Genomic DNA, 16737 nt, shown 5'->3' on the forward strand with positions numbered 1-16737 from the left:
TATGGAAAATAGCAAAATACAATTTTTGAAGAAAAACTACCTGCTGTTTATGGCTATGCTCGCTTTCACTCTGATAGTCCATGCACAGACAGCAAATGATAACCCTCGCGAACGTCTATGGCAAGCGTTTCTCACACCGCCCGACAGCATCCGCGTAGGATGCTACTATTATTGGGTGAACGAGCAGGTGGATCCTAAAGGTGTTGTGGCCGACTTGGAGTGGATGAAGGAGAACGGCATTACCTTGGCATTCCTTGCCACCGACATTCGCGACCGAACGACATGGGATAATCCTTGGGAGGGGCAGGCTTTCGGCAAGAACAAATTTCAGAGCCGCCTGTGGTGGAAGAATCTGCGTACGGCACTGAAAACAGCCGGTCGGCTGGGCATCGAGATGGGCTTGTTCAACTGTCCAGGATGGAGTCAGTCGGGTGGGCCATGGGTGAAGCCCGAGGAAGCTATGCGCAACTGGACGTCCCATGGCATAGAAGTCTGTAAGACCAAAGAGGGCACCGACGTAATGTGCTCTCCCTGTTCGCCCGATGCACAGGGGCTGGAGGTCGATAAGCTGTCGAAGCACCACGTGCAGAAACACTTCGAGGCATTCATTGGTGAGATTCTGCGCCGTATTCCTCAGAAGGACCGCCCCACGCTGACCACCGTTGTTGTGGACAGTTGGGAACGTGGGAAGCAAAACTACACCGATTCTATCTTTTCAAAGTTCCGTCAGCGTTTCGGCTATGAGCTTGACTACACCAACCCCGCTTGTCAGAAGGATCTCGATCGGCTCATTGCCGACCTGGTAGCTTCAGAGTATATGGGCGGACTGACTGAGAAAGCCCATGAATATGGTCTGCGCACTTGGTGTGAGCCCTACGCTCACAGCCCCTTCCCTGCCAACAGCATCACCTACGGCAGTGCAGCCGACGAGGTTGCTGCGGAATTTTGGGTGGACGATCGCAAATTCCGCCAGAAAGAGGTAGATGCAGCTCTCGGTTCCGCACGTCGCAGTGGCAAGAACAGAGTATGGGCTGAGAGTTTCACCGATGGTTGGCCTGAACTGGCAAAGGATGACTGGAGCTTTGAGAAGCTAAAGCCCATAGCCGACCGCTACTTCCATGCAGGCATCAATGCAAGCATCCTTCATGTCATGATTTCGCAGCCAGGCAACGACCGCAAACCCGCTGTCCGCCCTTGGTTCGGCACCTACTTCGACCGTCGCAGCCAGCATGCATCCGACCTGAAGCCACTTGTTACCTATCTTCGCCGCTGCAACTTCATGCTGCAGTTGGGCAAGCCGTTGGATGGTGCTAACGACCGTCGAATCCTGAACGATGGCACCAAGATTCGTTTCACCGAAGAATCATTCTTTGAAGTTACTTTCCCAGATGGTCGACAAGAATACTGGAATCCTGCCCAACCACAACCATCAGCCACAGCCATGCCTGAGCAATTGCAGTTTTCAAAGGCTATCGTGAGCGGTGTGAGTTGGTATGACCAGCATGGCGAGACTGTTTCGGCTCATGGTGCCAACATCATCCGAGACGGCGGGAAGTATTATTTGTTTGGTGAATACAAAACTGACTCGGCCAATGTATTTAAAGGTTTCAGCTGCTATTCGTCAGATAATCTGACAGACTGGCATTTTGAGGGTATCGTCTTTGATCAACAACCCGATGGACGCATGGGACCCGATCGCGTGGGCGAACGTCCGAAAGTACTCCGTTGCCCTGCAACAGGCGAATATGTAATGCTCATGCATACTGATAATCTGCAGTACAAAGACCCCTGTACCTGTTATGCTACGAGCCAAACTATTACTGGCCCTTATGAATTCCAGGGGCCGTTGCTCTACAAAGGAGAGCCTGTCAGGAAATGGGATATTGGCTCGTTTGCTGATGATGATGGGCATGCGTATCTCTTGGTGCATCATGGCATCATCTACCGTCTTGCCACTGACTTTCATTCGCTTGACTCATGTTTGATGAACGGTCTGAAAGGTGCTGGCGAGAGTCCCGCCATGCTGAAGAAAGATGGAACATACTACTGGCTTTCGAGTCACACCACATCGTGGGAACGCAACGACAATATGTACTGGACTTCCAACTCTCTTTCCGGACCATGGGAGTATCGCGGTGAATTCTGTCCCAAGGGCTCGCTTACATGGAATAGTCAATGCTCGTTCGTCCTGCCTCTGGAGAACGGTTCCTTTATGTATATGGGTGACCGCTGGTCCTTCCCCCGTCAGCGTAGTGCTGCTACTTATGTTTGGCAACCTCTTACTATTGCTGACGGTAAATTGACTATTCCGCATTATTATGAAGCTTGGGACCCGTTGACAATGCAACAGGAAATTGTAAATAGCAAAAAGCTACATGAGAAAAAATGGCAGTCGCAGGTCATTGGTGACAGTCTATCTATTCCTTACACGGGGCGTCGTATAGCACTCTATGGAACTACTGACAATATGAGTGGCTATGCAGATATCACTATCCGCGACCAAAGAGGACACAAGGTGTTTGGTGGCATCGTCGATTTTTACAGTCTTGTTCCTGCCACCGGTATCCGTTTTCTGTCTCCCATGTTGGCTAAAGGTAAATATACGCTGGAACTTCGTATTGCATCAATGAAGCCCAACTGGACTGACAAGCGTCGCAATCAGTACGGCAGTACAGGTCACAAGGTAGAGATTACCCATGTGATGATTGAGTGATTAATGGAAGAGATAAATTTAGCGGTATGATTACAATCAGGAAATACAGGGTACAAGACATAGTTCCTGCTATGGAAATCTGGAATGAAGTGGTACGTGACGGTATTGCCTTCCCTCAGGATGAAGAACTGGCGGGGCAAACGGTAACAGAATATAAGAGAAGATGAAGCGAAAGATGATATACAGCATTCTATTGGTAGTGGCTTTGCTGCTATGCTGGCAGGGTTACGAGTTCTGGGTGGCGGTTGGCCGTCAGCCGCGTGGAGAACGGTTGGAGCGGTGCAAACAGTCGCCGCAGTGGCGCGATGGTGAGTTTGTCAACGTGCATGAGACACCAACGCTGACGGGTGATGAGGGGTTCTTCGGTCAGATGTATAAGTTTCTGTTTGGCAAGGTGAAGAATCTGAGTCCTGACAGCAACGTACCAACGGCAAAGTCGTCGCTGAAGGACATTCCCCGCTCTGAAGAGGTTTGCGTCTGGCTCGGTCACTCCACGATCTTTATTCAGACAGGTGGCGTGCGCTTCCTCTTCGACCCTGTACTGACCAACCGATTGCCTGTTTGGTGGTTCATGCGCCCGTTCAAAGGGGCTGATGTCTATACCGTCAATGACATTCCCGAAGTCGATTACCTCGTCATCACCCACGACCACTGGGACCATCTCGACTGGAAAACCGTTACAGCTCTGAAAGATCGCGTCGGCCAGGTAGTCTGCGCCCTCGGCATCGGTGAGCACTTCGAGTATTGGGGCTACGACCCGCAGCGGATTCATGACCTCGACTGGCAGGACAGCATTGCCATCAACGATTCCATCACCCTCCGCTGTCTGCCTACCCGCCATTTCTCTGGCCGCATGGGACAGCACAAGACGCTCTGGGCTTCGTACCTCATTGACGGCCCGCGCCGCATCTTTGTCTCTGGTGACGGTGGCTACGATGAACGATTCAAGACGTTTGGCAAGCAATATCCAGACATCGACCTCGCCATCCTTGAAAACGGACAGTACGATGAGGGGTGGCGCCATATCCACACACTTCCCCGCGAACTGCCAACGGTCATCAGCGAACTCGGTGCCCGCCGGGTGCTGACCTACCACAACTCCAAATATGCCCTTGCCAACCACTCCTGGACGGAACCGCTCGACAGCATCTATGCCCATGCACAGGGCAAGTCATGGCAGTTGCTCACCCCTCGGATCGGTGAACAGGTAAGACTAAATGAACAGCAGACATTCAGTAATTGGTGGAGGTGAGCGCTGGTGAATATCCGACTGGTCATATAAAAAAGCCTTCCCGCCAACATTATGGCAAGGAAGGCATTCCCTATGTATTCGGTCATGACTTCGCTTTCCTATATTCCATGACAAGAGAGTTGAAACGTTCAGAAAACTCATCATGTTCACGGCACATCAGGTCAAACATCTCAGCACCGTCAAAGTGGCTGAGAGGTAGTCGTGGGGACAGTTTTGTCCCCTTCGAGCCCGCTCCGTCATAGTCTGCCGGAACGGGGAACTGACAGATGAGTGCATCGGCATCTTCCTCCTCCAGATACTCGGTCAGCTCCAATTCAATGCCCATCCGTCGCTCATTATAACTCAGGTTCCAGATACATTCTCCCAGAACAGCATTAACCACCGTTCTGATTTCGTCCTGTGTGCGCCAGATGGAATCAAAGTCTTTCATTGTTCTGAGAGCTTTTGAAATCGGTTAATGTTGTATTTCAATTCCTCCAAGTCAATGAACTGAGATCCACGATATACTTCCTTGCCATCCATCAGAAGCAATACCGTAGGGCCTGAATAGACTAGGAATCTACCTGCAATCAAAGGTTCTTCGGTGATATCTGTATAGAAAGAAGTCAGAGACGGGTACTGACCTGCCAACCTCGCCACTTTGTCAAGCATGACATTGCAGACTCCGCAATCTGGAGCCTTGATGTAGAACAGACATATGCCGTTATCCGTTATGGTCTGCTCTATATCTATTATGTTAGTCAGGTGCTTCATCAATTCTTACCGTAAATTCGGATTTATCTAATGCGTCTCCATTTTTGAGAACAGGTTGATTATTATAACGCCAGCTTTCATTTGCTCTCTGATGATATGCCCTTCTTATAGATATACGTGGTATAGCCAGGAGCGTAGGAGTCATAGACCTCGCTGAGGAACTGACCTACCAGTGTGAAACCATGTTGTGGGTAGTATTCGTGGGTGCAACTGGTGTCGGTCCAAAGGTATAGATGCCTCAGGTCTCTGTGCAGGAACTCATCCATCATTTCCTGCAGCAACAGTTTCCCACAGCCTTTCTGATTGCTGATGAAGAGCGATAGTTTCACTTCGCCGTCACTCATGCACTGCACCGTTTTTCCGTCAACCTCCAGCATATAGTCGGCCAATAGACGGAAACGTTCAAGCTCATGGTCGGTCATCTGTGCCTCAATGTTCTCGCGCCATTGGCTGACATCTGCCTTGTCGTCATGGAAGTTGGCAAACAGCACCCCATGAATCACGCCATCATCGCCCACGGCCTTCAAGGCAAGCGAGGGATTGCTATAGTTATAGCGAAGGATATACTCTGCCACTGCATCGATAAACCACTGCCGTTCGTCGGCATAAAAATCGCCCCATGCACCAGCAGCCAGTGGTGCTGCTTTAGCAAAGTCATCATTCGTGAATTTCTCTATTTCCATTTCTATTATTGCCTCATGCTTTATTAAGTTATGTAATACTCTGAAAATTGGAATTTACTTGATTGAAATCCCCTTTAGACATGAACATTATCTGACAAACCTGAATCCCCAGTGCATCGTATTCAGCTGTCCAAACACAGGAACCCAGAATGCGCCTAACATTTCCGTGTAGCGAGACATGGAAATATCGCCCATGTCGAAAGTGTCTGTCCATCCAAAATCATGAAGGATTTCCATATTTCATTTAAACGAATTTATTTATCTCATTAAAATCTTTATTTGAATCTTTTGAAATCAGATATCTCCATATCGATGACAAAAGTCATTAATGGTTCCAATGTTAATCTGTTACCACTTCAGAGAAATGCTCCTTTCCCCAGGCTATCAGAGCCGTAAGTGCAGGCATCAGCGATTTGCCTGTGTCTGTCAGGGAATACTCCACTCGGGGTGGAACCTCCGGATAGACCTCACGATGAACAAGGTGACTCTGCTCCAGGTTCTTCAGTGTCTGCGAGAGCATCTTCTGAGAACAATCCGTCATCAGACGGCGGATCTCATTGAAGCGCAATACACCCGTCTCGCTAGTGTGAAGCATATAGAGCACCAGCATGGACCACTTGTCACCAAAACGGCTCACTACTTGCCTGATAGGACAGGCTAAATACTCTGCTTTGATATCTGCCATAATATACTTATTAGAGTGCAAAGGTAACCAATAGTTACTGAATTACCAAATTATACTTAGTTAATCTAAGTTAATGTCACCTTCGCAGAAGCCCGATAACATCACAATTCCTACTTTTTGGTAACTATCTCACCAAAAAGTGCCTTCTTGTGGGAATGATTTTTTCGCTGTACCTTTGCGGTGCAATTCGAGATAATTGCACCGCGAGGACAGGCTGCACCTCAGCATAAAGCAAGCTTTCTGCATTCGGTTTGCACTGTCCTTGCACCTAGTAAATAATATTTTAAACGAATAAGAATTATGAAACAGATTGAGACAATTAAGAGTGGTAAGAATTTCAGCGCAGTAAGCGTAGGTAAGATGAGTGAGATTATCGAGCACGTGCTTCCGATGGGACCTAACGTAACCATTCAAGGTAAGGTTTTCGCAGGTCAGGCCGTTGGCGCAACGGGTAGCGAACTGAGTTTCCAGACGCTCGTTCCTGGTCAGGACAGCGGTTTCCTGCACACTCACAAGACTCATGAGGAGCTGTACATTATCCTGAAGGGCGAAGGCCAGTATCAGGTGGATGGTGAGATCTTCCCTGTCAGCGAAGGCACTATTATCCGCGTTGCTCCCGATGGCAAGCGTGCGCTGAAGAACACAGGCAGCGAGAACCTGACCATGCTCTGCATCCAGTACAAAGCCAATGCCTTCACTGAGGCTGACAGTCCCATGACTGATGGTGTCATCCTGCAGGAAGAACTGAAATGGTAAGCGAGATGTTTGACAAAGCAATTCAGTTTCTGAAAGACCATAAAGAAATCGCCTTCGCTACCAGCGAGGGCGATTGTCCTAAGTTGCGCATCTTCCAGATTATGAAACAGGAAGGGCATGTGCTCTACTTTGCCACTTCTGCCCAGAAGGCAGTCTATCGGGAGTTACATCAGAATCCCAATGTTGAGATACTGGCCTACGCAGATAATATATCCGTCAGATGCTCAGGCATGGTGAACTTCAATGTCGAAGACGATGTGAAACGATGGATATATGATAATAATCCCGTGCTGCCCCGCCTTTATACAAGTTATGACCAGATGGAATACTTCTGCCTGCCAATAGCAGAGATGGACTATTACGACCTGTCTCCAACACCGCCGGTATTTCAACATTTCGATCTGATGGCAGGCGAAGTGGCAAATGGTTTTGTAGGAGAACGCTTCTACAAATAATCCATTCGGGTGTTTTTCCTATTCAGGTTTAGCCTGAACGATTTCTTCTCTTGCGTATGAACATGGTGCAAAGGTACTAAAAAAAGAGCCGATTCACCCTGATTCACCCAAATATTTCTGTAACTATCTGATTTTCAGTAACCGCTATTTGATGGCGCAAAAAGTAATGAAGTCAGGCGATGCGAAGATTATCAAGAACGCTGGAGGCTTGGTGATTTCTGCCTTTGACTCTGCCATGCGTAGCCTTATCGTAGCTATTTACGAGTTAGGTGTAGAGGAAATCATGGTTGTGGCACACTCACATTGCGGAGCCTGCCACATGAGCTATGACCACTTCCACCATGAGATGATTGCCCGTGGCGTGACGGATGAAACGCTCGACACCATCCGTAAGTGTGGCATCGACCTCGACCAGTGGCTGGAGGGATTTAAGGACACACCGACCTCCGTCCGTAAGACCGTTGAGACCATCAAGCCCCATCCACTTGTTCCCAAGGACATCGTGGTTCGTGGGTTTATCATTGATTCAGAGACAGGAGCATTGGAGGAGATTAAAGCATAGCCCCCAATAATATTATTAATGTGGAAATGCAAGGGCGGGAAGCCGAGGCCGAAGATGTCGGCGCGGCTCCCCGCCCTTGCATATACAATTGAACTTTAAGCCCCCTGTCTATAAATCCACGTCGTACAATTAAGTACTCCGCCTTCAAGTGCAACGTCGTTATAGTTGATAGTCTCGATAATCTTGTCGGGAAATATCTGCTTAAATGCAGCGATAGCCTCAGCATCCTTATTCCCCTCAACCTCAAATATTGGAAGGACAATCAGATTGCTTACAGCAAGGTAATTAACGTAAACTCCGATGGCATGATACGGATGTTTCAAATCTTTATAATCATAGAAGAACGGCACATCAACATATTTGAGGTTATAATCCTTCAGAACTTTTTCTATGCCATTCGCCCAATACTTGTATTCATCAGAGCGGTTGTTTCCCAATATAGTGTCATGGTCTATAAAGCGAACCATACCGTCTGCGTGTCCCGTCATGTCACTGTTTTGGGCCGGAATTATGATTACCTCTGCCTCAAGCAATTCGGAAAGGTCTTTGACCAACTGGTCTTTGTCTGTATATTCATAATTCTCCGTGAAGATTCTATCTGAAACGATTGCTCTGCCAGAGCAAAGCAAAACATTTCCACCGTCAAGGTTGATATTCGAGAATACAGGCTCAAATCCATTCAGCCGACACACTTCTCTCACGTCAGAGCGCGAATCTTCCCATTCCTTATTGCCTTTCAAATAAGACGGCTCGTAGCGGAACTGTATTAGTTTGCCGGATTCAGTTTGGATTGGCATATAATCCCTGCACCAAATATCCTTCGTGCCTTTTAACAAACGATAATCTACACCATGCTTTTTCAAGATAGAAGTCAACCGATTAAAGCACTCAGGGAAATGTTCTTCCAGAAGTCCCGACAAATATACAATCTCCTTGCCCTTTGGCTGTGCTGGGACTGCATCTGCTTTCTTGGCATTCTTTGGAGTTGATTCGTCTTTCTTTTGATGCTCATTTTTCATATCCCAATATGTCTTTCTGATTGACGGATAATCGCCATTCATAAACATCTCACAAAGTTCTTTCGTTGGCTCCCAGTCATGCTTCAGGCACAAATCTGTAAAGACCGCCTCCTTGCCTCTTTTTTTCAAAACGAAATTGTTGATATATTCAGATGATATATGCTTTCCAGAACGCAGGAGTATCAGGTTCATCCTCATAAGGACTTTCCTGTGAGCCTTTGTTGACAATCTGTTATCAACCAGCCTTTTCATCAACTCGTTAAGTTTGGGCTTCTTGACCCATTTGACAACTTGGATAATGACAGGAATGATACCAATTAATCCAATAATTGTTCCGATGATAAATTCCGTACTCATAGGGCTATTTCTTCATTTTATTGTATTCTTCTTCGGATATTTCTTGAATATAATCTAAAACATCCAACTTGGAGGAGGCTTTTTTCGTGCCATCCCAATCTACAAAAGTAATAAGGCGACCATAATTACTTACCCAATAACTTGTTTCTTTAATTCTATGTTTCTTATTTCCAACAATATAACTATTTTCTCTTGTTATTTTAATCGATTTCAGGAATAACGAATTATGATCTATGGAAGCATTAATATACACATATTCGGATGTGCATTGATACTTATCACCTCTATCTGTCTCAGTCCACTTAAAAGGCTTGTCCTTCTCAGGAAAAGCAAACAGAATTAGTCTGTCTTGATACTTCGTACTCCCCGTTAATCTGTTTTGTCGAAGTTGAACATCTGAAATTACAGCATTTTCTTCTGTATGGTATCTATAAGTAGTTTTGGCCGACATCATCCCTTGACCAATATAGACTTCTTCTACAAGATAATTGTCATAGGCCTGAGATTGAAAGCTATACTGAGTCATAGAAGAGAGATTTCCTTGACTATCTGGCGAAGCGTATGTACGGCAGCCGAAAGGATAAACATAATCCTCAAAATTATATTTCTGTGCTTGAGCTGACACAACAAGTAGCATAATTGCCCCTAAAAGAAGAAATGATTTTTTCATGTGCTTTTATGTCCGTTTTACCCTGTTAACTCTTCAGTTTTAAAATACAAGAGGCGCAGACTTTCGCCATACGCCACACGGTTCACCACAAACCACAAATGTATACGGGAAATCTGCGCCCTATAGGTGCAGCTCCAATAACATTTGTTTTGCTCGTATTCATATGGTGGTGATTGTGTGGCTATCGAGCAATATGTCTTGCACTCCTTGCGGATTGCGGGTGCAAATATACGAAATATATTCCAATGTTGGATGAAAAAGACGAAAAAAAGCAAGAAAAAGGATTCCTTTATCGAAGATATACGTAAGGAACAGGGGAAAAGGTACGGGCAAACAGGGAGCGAGACGGCATGTAACAGGGAGCGAGACGGTGTGTCTCTCAATTCGAACGCCCGCCCACATGAATTAGGGCGGGCGCCCTTATATCTTGGAGCACCCGCCCTGATATGCTGGAGCGGTCGGTCGAAACCGAGTTTTATTCCTTGGAAGTATCTTGCTTTAGGAAGTAGAGCCAGCGGCGGCTTTCGCGTACCTTCCACAGACGTGGATGTTCGCCCTTGCAGAGACTGTCGAGATAGGCTTTGGCAGAGTCGCGCTTCAGCCCGCTGAATATCATAAACTCTGGAATCGTTGCATAGCCCAGCCGCATGCAGCGACGCAAAGCCTCGTCCATTGCCTTCTCGTCGTACATCTGGCTATTTCCCACCTGAGCCTCACTCTTGCGGTAGCCTTCGCGGTTCTTGCCACCTTCCTTGATGAATTCCTTGGAAGGGATGAACTCAATGCCCGCATACTCAATGTCTCTGCCATGAATGGTCTTGGGGTCGGTATGCTCGCCCAGTAGTTTCAATTTGGGGGCAAACGAGCCGATGGGTGTTTCCACACGGTAGCCGTCTGACAGCCAGAGGCCAACAACGTCTATCACTACGTCGAACACCATCTGCAACTCTCCTGTACGCAGGTTGCGATACTTGTTGCAGAAATCTTCCAGTTGCTTGAAACTCTTCTTACGGCCTTTTGCCGGGCGCACATAGAGCAGCGGCTTGCCGTCCTCACCCTTCGTTGGGCGCGGATGAATCTCAAATTCTATTCCGTCAGTCTTACGTGGCATAATAATTCTATTTTAGATGGCAAAGTTACTAAAAAATGATGAGAAATCCAAATATTTTTGTAACTTTGCGCCATTATTTCAAACATATATTAGTATGAAGATTTTTAGATTAAAACCGTGGATTCTTTCAATTGTATTGATAACGTTGCTTTTGTGTTCATGCGGTTCCAAAGGCACAAATGGTTCACAGAGCAAGATAACAGCAGATATGGCATACGAGGGCGTGAACAACTATTGCCATAAGGAATATGACTGGAGCGTAGCAAAGGACAATCCCGACATCATGTATGTGCAAATGGGCGAAGAGACGGACTCTGCGTATCAAGTGGTATTCCGCAGCTATACGGGTGCCTTTGTGCATTTCTATGTCAATAAGACAAGTGGCACAACAAAAATGGTGGAGAAAGTGCCAAACCTCAATGTCGAGGAGGAAGCTGGAACCATCAACTTATTTGATTACTTAGAGAAGAGATGAAGAAGATAATAAATCCTTGGCGCAACCATGATGGATATAACTGTTTCGGTTGCAGTCCTGACAATCCCATTGGGCTTCACTTGGAGTTCTATGAGGATGGTGACTATATTGTGAGGTAGAAGATGAACAGTAAGATGGATCCGATGGGCAGAGCCATTGCCGACTACTGCAAAAACAAGAAGGCAGATAGGCTCAGAGTGTTTTCCCCAATGTTTGAGGAGGACGAGATACCCTTGACTACACTTTTCCGTAAATACAAAGCTATGCCAGAGATTGAAAGGAAAGCTCTCGACATGGCTACTGGAAAGACGCTTGATGTGGGGGCTGGCTCTGGTTGTCATTCACTTGTCTTACAAGAAAAGGACATCGACGTGACAGCCATTGACATTTCCCCACTATCCGTTGAGACAATGAAAGAGCGTGGGGTTAAGAAGGTACTTGAACAGAATTTCTTCACTCTGGAGGGACAATACGATACCATCCTCATGCTAATGAATGGTATAGGCATCGTTGGAACATTGGAACGTCTGCCTGAGTTCTTCCGTCAACTTGATAAAATACTGGCTCCAGGAGGCCAAGTGCTTTGTGATTCATCTGATATATCCTATGTGTTCGAGGCCGAAGATGGCATGATTGATATTCCCGATGAAATGGCGTATTACGGTGAACATAGTTTCCAGATGCAGTATAAGGACACCATTAGCGAACCCTTTGACTGGCTCTATATCGACGCTGACACCCTGAGAGAGCAAGCAGCAAAGAATGGATATGCCGTTGAAGTGGTTGCAGAAGGTGAGCATTACGATTACTTAGCGAGAATAACAAAGTCAAAATAAGAACAATATGAAGAGTTTTAAGTCAACAGCGTGGATTCTTCCACAACCCGTGCTGATTATCGGCACTTATGATAAGAACGGTAAGCCCAATGCAATGAACGCAGCTTGGGGAGGTCAATGGGATATGCACGAAATCATTATCTCGCTCGGCTCTCATGCTACAACTGACAACCTTGCTGAAAACCCTGAATTTACGGTTGCTTTCGCTACTAAAGATACCATGATAGCTTCTGACTATGTGGGTATCGTTAGCGGCAGGAACACACCAGATAAGATGGAAAAAGCTGGCTTGACTGTAGAGAAGGCTCCTAATGTGAATGCCCCTGTATTCAAAGAGTTCCCTATGACGTTGGAATGTCGGGTGAAACAGAAGATTGACGAGAGCGAGACAGGCTATTATCTCGTTGCTGAAATTGTCAACATCCTCTGTGATGAAAAGTACCTGGCAGAAGATGGCAAGCCTGATGTGGAGAAAATGGAGCTTATCACCTTCGACCCGGTACATCACACTTACATTCAGTTAGGAAAGACTGTTGGTAATGCTTTCTCTGATGGCAAACAGTTCTTGGACGAGCCAAGCGGCAAAGCCGAGTGGAAATGAGCTTCATCAAGTACATAGCAGACGAGAGCCACTACAAGGAAGTCTTGTCCCTGGTAGGTAAAGCCAAACAAACTGTGTGGATTGGAACGGCAGACATCAAGGATCTGTACGTTGATGATAAGCCATTCCTTTCCCTGATAGCCTCTTTACTCAAAAAGGGCGTTGAGGTCAGGCTGATTCATGCAAAGGAACCAGGAACGGCATGGAGAGAGGATCACGAGAAGCATCCGATTCTCTATGACGGTATGGAGCGTGTGCTATGTCCGCGAGTCCATTTCAAGCTCATTATCATAGACAGTTCAATAGCCTACGTCGGTTCCGCAAACTTGACAGGCGCAGGTATGGGCATGAAATCACCCAAGAAAAGGAACTTCGAGGCCGGAATTCTGACCGATGACCCAGAAATGCTTGATGCAGCCATCGAACAGTTCGATAATGTTTGGATTGGCAAGTTCTGCAAGGAATGTGGCCGCAGAGAATATTGTTCAGACCCGATAAAATGAGTAGGATAGAGCGAGAAAAGCAGATTGTCCGAAAGATGATTGAGCTGTATTGCCGTCATCGTCTGAAAGAGGAAGCTATGCCAGAGGAATATATACTTTTGGCAGAATACGCTTGTCGCCGTTTGGATCATTGCAGATATGGTGAGAAAAAGACAGTTTGCAAGGACTGTCCCACTCATTGCTATTCGCCGAAAGATCGCGAGGCCATCCGTGAAGTGATGCGCTGGGCAGGGCCAAGAATGATATGGTATGCCCCAAAGGATGCCCTCATTCATTTTTTTCATAAAGTGAAATACTGGCTCCAGTCGCTCTCTTTCAGAACTGGTGTTATAGTTCTTTTGTGCTGCATACCCTTCTATATCCTTTCCTTCGCCCAGATGCTGCTACCAATAAGTGTTGCTGCAAAGGGAATCTTATGGACTATACTATTCGGATTGGCTAAGACCTGTCAATATGGAGGTCTTACAATTCTTGGTGTTGAGGGCTACAAGCGGTTAAAAAATAAATTCAAAAAGTAAAAAGAATAAATGGAAACAAGAAAACATATAGCTGCTGAGAAGAAGAGGTGCGGAAGTCATAATTGCGCCCAGGCTATTCTTCATACCTATGCCGATATAGCCGGAATTGATGAAGAACTATCCATGAACATTGCCGGAGCTTTTGGTGGAGGTATGGGTAATATGGAAGGTACATGTGGCGCACTTGTTGGATCTGGTCTCGTTTTGGGATTGGTAAATAAAGACAAGGCAAAGTCAATGAAACAGATGCGCCAGATAATGACTAAATTCCAAGAAAGAAACGGGGCTACACAATGCAAGTTGCTGAAAGGTATAGGAACAAAGGTGGTACTTAGAGAATGTCCTGACTGTGTAGCCGATGCAGCAGAATTTCTTGAAGAACAATTAAATGAGTAGGAGTAAAATATGCAGATAATACTCGCTTCCGCAAAAATAATGAACGTTTCGATTAAGCGAGAACAGAGCAAACTCGTTTGTTCTGTCGAGCGTATAGTCATGGATGCTGCGATTAGCCTCTCTTTTTTGTTTTTAGGTGCCTGCTAATGTCCTGGCCTTAATCTTCCTGTCGTCCTTGCCCCAGGTGAAAATCCCAGAATCCCGTACCAGTCTCAGGGTCGAACTTCCTTCCGATAGCACCGCCGACTGTAGGACGTAACTCTATCTCTGCTGTATAAAGAACCGTTGTAGCTTTGAGGTGTCCACCTGCCATGCCATGCTTTCCCTCTTGTTTAAAAGAGAATAGTGCATGAGTATGATGGAAGAGTTGGGCATCACTGTCTATTACCACATTACCATTGAGAGATACCAGTTCCAGCATCCCCTCTAGCCGCTCCGTCTCAAAGCTGCCAGTTTCAGGGATGAACACCTGCAGCTCTGCACTCTGACAGCCGCCGATTCCAGAGAATACGGCAGACGGTACGGATTCTTTCTCACATATTGAGAGGAGGTTACTGATAATCTCGTCCCCTCGATCCATACGGATGTAGTAATTATCTCCTATTTTCTTGTAGTCCATCTTAATAATTCGTAAAGTTGGGTGCAAAGATACGAATAATATATTATGTATGCCATATTTCTTAATTTATTTTATTCCTTAACTGGTTTCCAGGGTGTAAAACGGGGAATGTATCGCGGTACATTCTTGCAATACTCTTCATATTCCTTTCCAAAACGCTTACGCAGGCCAGGCTCTTCTGACAATGGGAAATAGAACATGTTGATAATGAGAAATACGATTGCCCAAATGCCGATAGCCCATGTGGACAATATCAAAGCCTCGCCTATGAGTATCAGAAAAACCCCTGTAATCATCGGGTTACGCACATAGGCATAAGGGCCGGAAATAACCAGCTTGCTGGTTGGATTCCATGGCGCAAGAGTTCCTTTGCCTATTTTGTAGAATAGCCTGACCGTGGACACCGCTAACAGTACGCCAGCCAAGAAACACACGACACCTATCAGGCATCTCCATAGTACAATATCACTGGGTTGCCAACCAGAAAAATACAACAACAGTGATGGTATAATGATGGACACTGTTACTGGCAATGCCATGATTGCCTTGAATACGCTGAATGATAAAGATTGGTTCATATTTTCATTCGTAATGTCTTATTCTTACGTCAATATCGTCACCTTTGAGCTGTCCAGGTATTCTGCTTACATCTGTCTGACCGTAGTGATATGGGAACAACACCTTGGGCTTGATGATTTTCGCAGCCTTAATCAATTGGTCGGGTGTCATCGTGTAGGGCTGGTTGCAGGGAAGGAAAGCGATGTCGATGTCCTTGACAGCTGACATTTCTGGAATGTCCTCCGTGTCACCAGCGATATAGATTCTCAGTCCGTCGATAGTTAGGATGAAGCCGTTGTCACGTCCTTTGGGGTGGAACTGTGTGCGTCCCTCGGTATAGTTATAGGCTGGAACGGCTTCAATGGTGAAATCATCAGCTATCTTCAGTTTATCGCCATTCTTCATCACCTCGCCAGAACCATATATGTCGGCACAACGCTGGCTGGTGATGAATCGTGTCTTATCACCTGTCAGCAGCTTGATGGCATCTTGGTTGAAGTGGTCAAAGTGCTCATGAGTCACCAAGAGATAGTCGGCCTTGGGCATGGAGGCATAGTCAATTGTCTTGTCGCCCAACTTCGTCACGGGATCAACCTGAATCTCTTTGCCGTCATACTGAATGCGGATGCTAGCATGTATCAGGGCATGGAACTTCGCGGTCTTGCCGCTTTTCGTCTTGAATACGTCCACCTCGTAGGTGTCTGTTGTGACAGGCATTCCTGCTTCTTTCCACGCAATAATGCCACCTTTGAGGTTCACACACTTATAACCGATGTCAGCCAGTTTATCTGCTGCATTGGCTGAGCGGCGACCACTTCGACAGTAAACAGCAATGGTCTTATCGATTGGTAATGTATCTTTCGCTTTCTCCATGAAATCGGATTGCTTCTGGTCTATCAGGATAGCACCTTCGATGTGGCCCTCCGCATATTCGTCAGCAGTCCGCACGTCGAGCAGTATGACGTCAGGATTGGTTATTAACTCTGAGAATCCCTGTACATCGATATTCTCAAAATTCTGTTGACCACAAGCGGAAGTCAGCCCAAGCGTAGCCAGTAGGCATGTAAGAATCTTCTTCATATCTTCGATAATCTAATTATTCATTCTTTTTCTTGTCATTTGTGTTGAGACGAATCACGTCCGAGTCGTCACGAGACTCAACTTTTGTTAAATCTTGGCACAAAGATAGCAATAATTTTTCATTTTTTCGTATCT

22 protein-coding genes and 2 pseudogenes are annotated in these 16737 nt (G+C 46.2%); 13 read left to right on the plus strand and 11 right to left on the minus strand.

All coding sequences use genetic code 11. The annotated features are described in order from the left end of the window. Positions 1 to 25: 25 nt before the first annotated feature. From M1L52_RS12985 to M1L52_RS12995, 3 genes are read left to right on the plus strand one after another with little or no spacing between them, the layout of a single operon-like run. Complete coding sequence (locus M1L52_RS12985) at positions 26 to 2713, plus strand: glycosyl hydrolase (RefSeq protein WP_248615472.1); 2688 nt, start codon at positions 26 to 28, stop codon at positions 2711 to 2713. 26 nt (positions 2714 to 2739) lie between these two features. After that, positions 2740 to 2880: a hypothetical protein gene (locus M1L52_RS12990; protein WP_248615473.1), complete on the plus strand. Its 141-nt coding sequence runs from the start codon at positions 2740 to 2742 to the stop codon at positions 2878 to 2880. Beyond that, the gene (locus M1L52_RS12995; RefSeq protein ID WP_248615474.1) at positions 2877 to 3965 is read left to right on the plus strand and encodes an MBL fold metallo-hydrolase; all 1089 of its coding nucleotides are present in this window, start codon (positions 2877 to 2879) and stop codon (positions 3963 to 3965) included. Before M1L52_RS12990 ends, M1L52_RS12995 begins: the two co-directional genes overlap by 4 nt. 82 nt (positions 3966 to 4047) lie before the next feature. Here the strand turns inward: M1L52_RS12995 and M1L52_RS13000 are convergent, their stop codons facing one another. The 5 genes from M1L52_RS13000 to M1L52_RS13020 form a co-directional block, all read right to left on the minus strand. Continuing rightward, on the minus strand, positions 4048 to 4395 hold the full coding sequence (locus M1L52_RS13000; protein WP_248615475.1) for a hypothetical protein: 348 nt from the start codon (positions 4393 to 4395) through the stop codon (positions 4048 to 4050). Beyond that, the gene (locus M1L52_RS13005; RefSeq protein WP_248615476.1) at positions 4392 to 4718 is read right to left on the minus strand and encodes a thioredoxin family protein; all 327 of its coding nucleotides are present in this window, start codon (positions 4716 to 4718) and stop codon (positions 4392 to 4394) included. Before M1L52_RS13005 ends, M1L52_RS13000 begins: the two co-directional genes overlap by 4 nt. A gap of 77 nt (positions 4719 to 4795) precedes the next feature. Beyond that, positions 4796 to 5401, minus strand: a complete 606-nt coding sequence (locus tag M1L52_RS13010; RefSeq protein WP_248615477.1) for a hypothetical protein — start codon at positions 5399 to 5401, stop codon at positions 4796 to 4798. Between the two features lie 87 nt (positions 5402 to 5488). After that, the gene (locus M1L52_RS13015; RefSeq protein ID WP_248615478.1) at positions 5489 to 5638 is read right to left on the minus strand and encodes a hypothetical protein; all 150 of its coding nucleotides are present in this window, start codon (positions 5636 to 5638) and stop codon (positions 5489 to 5491) included. Positions 5639 to 5741: 103 nt separating this feature from the next. Further along, positions 5742 to 6086, minus strand: a complete 345-nt coding sequence (locus tag M1L52_RS13020; RefSeq protein WP_237819076.1) for a winged helix-turn-helix transcriptional regulator — start codon at positions 6084 to 6086, stop codon at positions 5742 to 5744. Between the two features lie 300 nt (positions 6087 to 6386). Here M1L52_RS13020 and M1L52_RS13025 point away from each other — a divergent pair, with 300 nt between their 5' ends. The 3 genes and pseudogenes from M1L52_RS13025 to M1L52_RS13035 all read left to right on the plus strand — a co-directional run. Continuing rightward, on the plus strand, positions 6387 to 6842 hold the full coding sequence (locus M1L52_RS13025) for a cupin domain-containing protein (RefSeq protein ID WP_237792827.1): 456 nt from the start codon (positions 6387 to 6389) through the stop codon (positions 6840 to 6842). Between the two features lie 5 nt (positions 6843 to 6847). Further along, positions 6848 to 7297 (plus strand): pyridoxamine 5'-phosphate oxidase family protein, encoded by a 450-nt coding sequence (locus tag M1L52_RS13030; RefSeq protein WP_248615479.1) that lies wholly within the window; start codon positions 6848 to 6850, stop codon positions 7295 to 7297. Positions 7298 to 7463: 166 nt separating this feature from the next. After that, positions 7464 to 7859, plus strand: a pseudogene (locus M1L52_RS13035) (beta-class carbonic anhydrase); the annotation flags it as partial. A gap of 95 nt (positions 7860 to 7954) precedes the next feature. Here the strand turns inward: M1L52_RS13035 and M1L52_RS13040 are convergent. From M1L52_RS13040 to M1L52_RS13050, 3 genes are all read right to left on the minus strand, one after another. Then, the gene (locus M1L52_RS13040) at positions 7955 to 9235 is read right to left on the minus strand and encodes an agmatine deiminase family protein (protein ID WP_248615480.1); all 1281 of its coding nucleotides are present in this window, start codon (positions 9233 to 9235) and stop codon (positions 7955 to 7957) included. Positions 9236 to 9239: 4 nt separating this feature from the next. Then, positions 9240 to 9905 (minus strand): hypothetical protein, encoded by a 666-nt coding sequence (locus tag M1L52_RS13045; RefSeq protein ID WP_248615481.1) that lies wholly within the window; start codon positions 9903 to 9905, stop codon positions 9240 to 9242. A 475-nt stretch (positions 9906 to 10380) separates the two neighbouring features. Next, complete coding sequence (locus M1L52_RS13050) at positions 10381 to 11016, minus strand: hypothetical protein (protein WP_248615482.1); 636 nt, start codon at positions 11014 to 11016, stop codon at positions 10381 to 10383. 94 nt (positions 11017 to 11110) lie between these two features. Between M1L52_RS13050 and M1L52_RS13055 the strand changes: the two genes are divergently transcribed. From M1L52_RS13055 to M1L52_RS13090, 7 genes and pseudogenes are all read left to right on the plus strand, one after another. Continuing rightward, on the plus strand, positions 11111 to 11491 hold the full coding sequence (locus M1L52_RS13055) for a hypothetical protein (protein WP_248615483.1): 381 nt from the start codon (positions 11111 to 11113) through the stop codon (positions 11489 to 11491). After that, positions 11488 to 11604 (plus strand): annotated as a pseudogene (locus tag M1L52_RS13060) (PaaI family thioesterase); the annotation flags it as partial. The gene M1L52_RS13055 and the pseudogene M1L52_RS13060, both read left to right, overlap by 4 nt. 9 nt (positions 11605 to 11613) lie before the next feature. After that, positions 11614 to 12327: a class I SAM-dependent methyltransferase gene (locus M1L52_RS13065; protein WP_248615484.1), complete on the plus strand. Its 714-nt coding sequence runs from the start codon at positions 11614 to 11616 to the stop codon at positions 12325 to 12327. A gap of 7 nt (positions 12328 to 12334) precedes the next feature. Then, on the plus strand, positions 12335 to 12928 hold the full coding sequence (locus M1L52_RS13070) for a flavin reductase family protein (RefSeq protein ID WP_248615485.1): 594 nt from the start codon (positions 12335 to 12337) through the stop codon (positions 12926 to 12928). Further along, the gene (locus M1L52_RS13075; protein ID WP_248615486.1) at positions 12925 to 13431 is read left to right on the plus strand and encodes a phospholipase D-like domain-containing protein; all 507 of its coding nucleotides are present in this window, start codon (positions 12925 to 12927) and stop codon (positions 13429 to 13431) included. Before M1L52_RS13070 ends, M1L52_RS13075 begins: the two co-directional genes overlap by 4 nt. Next, positions 13428 to 13949: a nitrous oxide-stimulated promoter family protein gene (locus tag M1L52_RS16415; RefSeq protein WP_262917999.1), complete on the plus strand. Its 522-nt coding sequence runs from the start codon at positions 13428 to 13430 to the stop codon at positions 13947 to 13949. Before M1L52_RS13075 ends, M1L52_RS16415 begins: the two co-directional genes overlap by 4 nt. Positions 13950 to 13958: 9 nt before the next feature. After that, positions 13959 to 14345 (plus strand): C-GCAxxG-C-C family protein, encoded by a 387-nt coding sequence (locus M1L52_RS13090; RefSeq protein ID WP_248615487.1) that lies wholly within the window; start codon positions 13959 to 13961, stop codon positions 14343 to 14345. Between the two features lie 157 nt (positions 14346 to 14502). Here the strand turns inward: M1L52_RS13090 and M1L52_RS13095 are convergent, their stop codons facing one another. The 3 genes from M1L52_RS13095 to M1L52_RS13105 form a co-directional block, all read right to left on the minus strand. Further along, positions 14503 to 14964: a PPC domain-containing DNA-binding protein gene (locus tag M1L52_RS13095; RefSeq protein WP_248615488.1), complete on the minus strand. Its 462-nt coding sequence runs from the start codon at positions 14962 to 14964 to the stop codon at positions 14503 to 14505. A 71-nt stretch (positions 14965 to 15035) separates the two neighbouring features. Beyond that, positions 15036 to 15542 (minus strand): methyltransferase family protein, encoded by a 507-nt coding sequence (locus tag M1L52_RS13100; RefSeq protein ID WP_248615489.1) that lies wholly within the window; start codon positions 15540 to 15542, stop codon positions 15036 to 15038. 4 nt (positions 15543 to 15546) lie between these two features. After that, the gene (locus M1L52_RS13105) at positions 15547 to 16602 is read right to left on the minus strand and encodes an MBL fold metallo-hydrolase (protein ID WP_248615490.1); all 1056 of its coding nucleotides are present in this window, start codon (positions 16600 to 16602) and stop codon (positions 15547 to 15549) included. Positions 16603 to 16737: the final 135 nt, after the last annotated feature.

This window comes from Prevotella sp. E13-27, assembly GCF_023217965.1.
Lineage (GTDB): Bacteria > Bacteroidota > Bacteroidia > Bacteroidales > Bacteroidaceae > Prevotella.